This is a genomic window from Bacillus sp. CGMCC 1.60114 (genome assembly GCF_042676365.1).
In the GTDB taxonomy this organism is placed as follows: domain Bacteria; phylum Bacillota; class Bacilli; order Bacillales; family Bacillaceae_G; genus Bacillus_A; species Bacillus_A rhizoplanae_A.
In genome coordinates, this window is sequence record NZ_JBHTHG010000016.1 from 1 (window position 1) to 4,730 (window position 4,730).

The 4,730-nt window shown below is 41.5% G+C and carries 4 protein-coding genes; 2 read left to right on the forward strand and 2 right to left on the reverse strand.

What is annotated here, in order from left to right; genetic code table 11:
• Positions 1-599 precede the first annotated feature (599 nt).
• The gene (locus tag ACFQZ1_RS08550; protein WP_377881715.1) at positions 600-1,190 is read right to left on the reverse strand and encodes a TetR/AcrR family transcriptional regulator; all 591 of its coding nucleotides are present in this window, start codon (positions 1,188-1,190) and stop codon (positions 600-602) included.
• Between the two features lie 228 nt (positions 1,191-1,418).
• Here ACFQZ1_RS08550 and ACFQZ1_RS08555 point away from each other — a divergent pair, with 228 nt between their 5' ends.
• Positions 1,419-2,018 carry an HD domain-containing protein gene (locus tag ACFQZ1_RS08555; protein ID WP_377881717.1) on the forward strand — a complete coding sequence of 200 codons (600 nt, stop codon included), beginning with the start codon at positions 1,419-1,421 and terminating at the stop codon, positions 2,016-2,018.
• 428 nt (positions 2,019-2,446) lie between these two features.
• The gene (locus ACFQZ1_RS08560) at positions 2,447-4,012 is read left to right on the forward strand and encodes an MIR domain-containing protein (RefSeq protein WP_377881718.1); all 1,566 of its coding nucleotides are present in this window, start codon (positions 2,447-2,449) and stop codon (positions 4,010-4,012) included.
• Positions 4,013-4,160: 148 nt separating this feature from the next.
• Here the strand turns inward: ACFQZ1_RS08560 and ACFQZ1_RS08565 are convergent.
• A partial coding sequence (locus ACFQZ1_RS08565; RefSeq protein ID WP_377881719.1) for an IS6 family transposase occupies positions 4,161-4,730 on the reverse strand: 570 nt, incomplete at its 5' end.

Here is a 4,730-nt window from a genome sequence, read left to right on the forward strand (position 1 = left end):
AAAGAATTCATTGATAAACTATTCGGCCTTCCAGCATAAAATAGATTCTACTAGGAAACTTTTCGCCTCTCTATATCTCTTCTGAAGTATTTGCACCAGAACCGTACTAAGACTGTAATTCAAGAAAAAAATAGAACCCTAAAAATAACTTCCGCTAACGAATTTTACGTTAACTAGCCTCCCTTGTGGAGACTAGTTTTTTTGTTTAGCGTGGGGTTTTTCCAAAATGCTGGTGGTACCCCATCGCCATCAACTTAAGAAATGGATTGTCCCCCAAAACGAAAAAATAAGTCGAATTCTTATAAATAACTGTAAAAAGGTAAATTTCTCGTAATGGAGATGTCTCAAAATGTTAGCTTAATGGGCATGGAGTAGCACCAACAAAATGCGAATTTCGTACGCTAAGCAATTTTTCACATAGAAAAAGCCGATTTCCTAAACGCTAAGGGATAATCAGCTTTTTAAGGAGTTTAGGTGAGATACATATAAAAAATGGATTGTAGCATAGATTTTATTCTCATTAGATTATCTTTCTATTTCGAATACAATCTCATCGCCATTAAGTCAAAAGCCCGTTGTTTCTCAAAATAAAAAGTGAGCTAAATTTTTAGCATAAACAAATAACGCAGCACGTGTTGCTTACTATAAGTAACATGTTTATTATCCCTTTCTAGTTTACTAGCCATAATACTTCCCTCTAGGGTTGCAATAATAAAGGAAGCTACCGCCTTTGTATCGATATCCGGTTTTAACTCCTCGTTCTGAATACCTTCTACTATAATCTCTTCAATCATATTGAGAAATGTATTGAAAACTTCAAGTGCCTTTTCTCTTAACAGTAGATTCGTATCATCACTGTCTACAGCAGTATTCAGCAAAGGACATCCCCCTTTTATTGGTGGATTATTTATTACATCTTCATATACATTAAAAAAAGCACCAACCTTTTCTAATGTTGTATTAGCATTGCGTATCGCCTCAGAAAAATGTTGAGAGACAGTATCAATGGCATATTCAAATGCCTCTAAAGCAATCTCATCTTTACTTTTAAAATTACGATAAATCCCCCCTTTTTGTAGCCCTGTAGCCTCCATAATGTCATTCATCGAACAGCCAGCATAGCCTTTTTGATTAAACAGTTCTGCCGATTTTAATACAATGTTTCTTCGTGTTTGTTCACCTTTTTGCATAATATCCTCCATTATTATTGTTGAAAAATTGTAACATGTTTTAGTTGTACATTAACATATAATAAGTTACCTTAAAAGAGACCGTTCGGTCTTTTTTTGAGATGAGAGTAGAATTTCTAAAAGGAGAGGGTGAGAGAGTTAGTATTTGGTTAGCATGTAACATTCTTATCATGCCATTGATATCCGACATGAATTTATTGAAAAACAATTAAAACTAAGGAGGAAATTATGCATAACATTATTATTCCAGATAGTAAAGTAGCAAAAGAAGCTACCCAATTGGTTTACGAGATTTCTCCAGAATTTCTTTATAATCATTGTTTACGGACATATGCTTTTGGTGATGCATTGGGGAAAAAATATGGATTTAAATATGATCAGGAGTTATTTTATCTTGCTTCTATTTTACATGATGTTGGTCTTACAGAGCATGTATGTTGTAAACATTCATTTGAATATGAAGGTGCTGATCATGCAGAAAAATTCCTTCATTCCCATGGTTTTTCACAAGATAAAATTGATGTGGTACGTGAAGCTATTATTCTACACACCTCGGAAATTGCTAAAGAAAAACAACCAGAGATTGCTTTAGTTCATTTCGGGGCGGGAATAGATGTAGTTGGTTTACGAATAGAAGATATTCCGGAGGAAACATTTAATTTTATAATTGAGGTTTATCCTCGATTAGGTTTCAAAAAATCTATGATTGAACTTATTAAATATGATTCCAATCTAAAAAATACACAGCAACAGCCAAATAATTTGAGTTCTTCTATGCTTCGTATGGGGTTTTCAGATTGGGTGATGAATGCTCCTTTTAAAGATTAGAGAATAGAGAATTAGAATGTCATGGAACTTAGGAAGGGGTACAGACCCACATCCATCAACTTAAGAAATTAATTGTTCCCTAAAACGAAAAAACGAGTCGAATTCTTATAAATCACCAGTTCTAGAGAAGAATTTTTTTCGTTATGGAGGTATTTAAGAATCTTAGCTTGATGGCGATGTGGTGCTCCCCCATATTTAAGTTTCGGTTTTATAAAAAAGTTTGAGGATGAAGTATATCAATAAGACCCAGAAAAAAGTTAACGAAAGGGTATTACACAAAAGGAACACCCTGAGACAAGTAGATGCTCCCCAAATATCAATGAAACCAACTTAGGAAAAAGTAGTGATTTAAACACTTTTTGTTGAATACATTGAAAGGTGACCATTTGAAATGGTAACAAAACCTTCCAGATTGGAGTGATTAAAGGATGGCAAACCAGCTTCAGCCAGGGCAGGAACTCCTGGCAGACCAACAGATCACCGCGAACAATGGTCGAACATTTCTGATCATGCAGGGCGATGGAAACTTCGTACTTTACGAAGTACATAAGGGCAACCACATCCCTGTCTGGGCGTCAGGCACTGACGGTAGTGGTGCCGAGAAAGCAGTCATGCTGGATAATGGCAACCTTGTCGTCTGCAAGGCGAATGGCCAGGAGGTCTGGCAATCTGGCACTGTGGGGAACGCCGGAGCATACCTCATACTTCAAGACGATGGGAACGCGGTGATCTACACCAACCAGGGAAACCCGCTCTGGGACTCGGGAACGTGGCGCCATAGTCGAAAGCTTGCTTTCAATCCGGCAAGTCACGGCTTTTTGTTTAGAAACAATTTCACCAATGCTGTGGCTAACATTCCGGGCTATGGGCAGGTGACAACACAGGGACGTTGCGGCGGAATGGCTTTTGCCGCGCTCGACTACTTCCTCAAGGGCATTCCGGTTCCAAAATACACCGGGAACCTGTTCAACGCAGAGGTTCCCCCGGATGGACACTGGCTAGCGGATTACATTTACAGTCGGCTTTTGGACAGCTTCGTTGTGCCTTCCTCCATCAAGTATATTAATTGGACCTTGGCGTCAGATCATTCTACCGTCCTTGGAGGAAAGGGAGTCACCCGCTGGACGAAGGAGGAAGAATTTCCAAAGCTACGATCGCGCATCGACGCCGGCCAACCGGTCGTTCTCGGGCTGGTAGATGCAACAAGCCTAGGGGAGATTGGGTCGAAGAATCACCAGGTTCTAGCCTATGGGTATGAGTGGCACTCGAAGGCTGACATTATGAAAGTGTTCGTGTACGATAACAACACGGTAGGTCAGGAGGTAGTTTTGTCCTCCGAACCGGGTAATCCCCACTTTGACGCCACGAACACCGACCCCTGGAGAGGCTTTTTCGTAGTAGACTACCAGCAGAAGACCCCGCCCGTGTTCACGACCAATCCGCCGGCAGCCAGTGCTGTGGTCCGATACGGTCAGACCATTAAGGTAAGTCATCTCATAACGGGACTGACTCTCCATTCGCACGCACTGAACTACGGCCACAGCGGCAGCTCAGGTCAGCAGCAGGTAACCTGCTTCAAAGGGGCTGATGACAATGACCTCTGGAGGATCAAGGGGCCCGATGGTACGCAATCGAACCACAGGAACGGTGAAATAGTCCAACATGGCGACGTGATCCGGCTCGAGCACGTGCTCACGCAACGCAACTTACACAGCCACTCCGGACACCCTTCCCCTGTCACTCGTCAGCAGGAGGTGACCTGCTTCGGATCCGGAGGTCAGGGAGACAGCAACGATAACTGGCGGATCGAAGTCGATGGTGGGGGTCCGTGGAATGCACAGAGACGAGTCCGACTTGTTCACCTGAACACCAACCATGCGCTCCACTCCCACCGCGGGTTCAGCGACCCTCGCTGGACAGCCGGCCAACAGGAGGTAACCGGCTTCGGTGGCCGTGACGACAATGACTGGTGGTGGCTCCTCGAAATTCGATGAGAGTGGCCTGTTTTTAAGACGTCCGTACTTTGATCGTAAACTTCAACCACAGCCGGTCGATTATTGAGTTCGCGGTGCCCGGGTGGTTCTGGTGCAAATACTTAGGAAAGATATAAAGAGACAAAAAATTTCCTAATGGAATCTAGTCTTAAGCAGCAATTTCAAATAGTTGATGGATGAAATTCACCTGATTTTGGACAGACTTATCCAGTAAAACAAGTTGCCCTTTTTTTACCATATGCATAGCTTCTATTCCAGAAATAATGTATGTAGCTGTGCGAAAGGATTTCAATCCTAACATCGAACGAACTCGCTTTTTAATAAACCGATGATCTTGTTCTACTATGTTATTCAAGTACTTTTGTTGTCTAAGTCGCATACCACCAGGTATGCTTTTTTCTTTTTTTAACTGTTCAATTGCTATAGGATAAGCTGGATTTTTATCGACTGTTATAACACGAGGTTTTGAAACATGAAAAGACTGCAAAGCCTTCTTGAAAAAGCGCTTTGCAGCCTTCTGATCTCTTGTTTTGCTTAGGTAAAAATCGATTGTATTTCCTCTCGAATCAACAGCACGATACAGGTATATCCATTGACCTTTTACTTTGATATATGTTTCATCCACTCTCCATGAATCATTTGTACGTTTTAGATGACGACGAAGTCGCTTGTCTAATTCAGGACTATACTGATGAACCCAACGCATAATGGTCGTATG

What these genes read in the sequence shown, in the direction of transcription:
- ACFQZ1_RS08560 (WP_377881718.1), top strand. Translation starts at nt 2,447, where the DNA reads ATGGCAAACCAGCTTCAGCCAGGGCAGGAACTCCTGGCAGACCAACAG.
- ACFQZ1_RS08555 (WP_377881717.1), top strand. Translation starts at nt 1,419, where the DNA reads ATGCATAACATTATTATTCCAGATAGTAAAGTAGCAAAAGAAGCTACC.
- ACFQZ1_RS08550 (WP_377881715.1), bottom strand. Translation starts at nt 1,190, where the DNA reads ATGCAAAAAGGTGAACAAACACGAAGAAACATTGTATTAAAATCGGCA.